The 838-nt window shown below is 66.7% G+C and carries 1 protein-coding gene; it reads left to right on the top strand.

Features of this window, described 5'->3' with window-relative positions:
- Positions 1-838 (top strand): MBG domain-containing protein (locus tag M4J39_RS22770; RefSeq protein WP_251730792.1); only part of this gene is annotated, 838 nt, incomplete at both ends.

Genomic DNA, 838 nt, shown 5'->3' with positions numbered 1-838 from the left:
CACCCTGAGCGGCGCTTCGGCCGGCAACTACGTGCTGGCCTCGGACTCGATCTCCGGCACGATCGGTACGGTGAACAAGGCTTCTCTGACGGTGACGGCCAACAGCGCCGCCAAGACCTACGACGGCCTCGCCTACAGCGGTGGCAACGGCGTCACCTACGCAGGTCTGGTCAATGGCGAGACCGCGTCGGTGCTCGGCGGTACGCTCTCCTACGGCGGTAACGCCCAGGGCGCGACCAACGCCGGCAGCTACACGCTCAACGCCTCCGGCCTGACGTCGGGCAACTACGACATCAGCTATGTCGCGGGAGTTCTGACGGTGAACAAGGCAGCTCTGACGGTCACCGCCAACAGCGCGGCCAAGACCTACGACGGCCTCGCCTACAGCGGTGGCAACGGCGTCACCTACGCAGGTCTGGTCAATGGCGAGACCGCGTCGGTGCTCGGCGGTACGCTCGCCTACGGCGGTAACGCCCAGGGCGCGACCAACGCCGGCAGCTACACGCTTACCGCCTCCGGCCTCACCTCCGGCAACTACGACATCAGCTATGTCGCGGGAGCCCTGACCATCAACCCGGCGGCGCTGACGCTGGTGATCCAGCCGACGGCGGTGTCGAAGACCTATGGTCAGCTGGCAGCGCTTTCGGCCTACTCGGTACTCGGCACGCTGCAAGGCAGCGACGCCATCGGCTCGGTGACGCTGTCCAGCACCGGCGCGGCGGCGACCGCCAGTGTCGGTAGCTACGACATCACGGCGTCGAACGCGGTGTTCTCGTCGGGCTCGGCGTCGAACTACACCATCACCTACCAGACACTGTCGAACGGCCTGACGGTCACC

It is taken from the genome of Pleomorphomonas sp. NRK KF1 (assembly GCF_023721755.1).
GTDB lineage: Bacteria > Pseudomonadota > Alphaproteobacteria > Rhizobiales > Pleomorphomonadaceae > Pleomorphomonas.
Note: the sequence above shows the minus strand (reverse complement) of the source record. Positions and strands in the feature narration are given on the sequence as shown.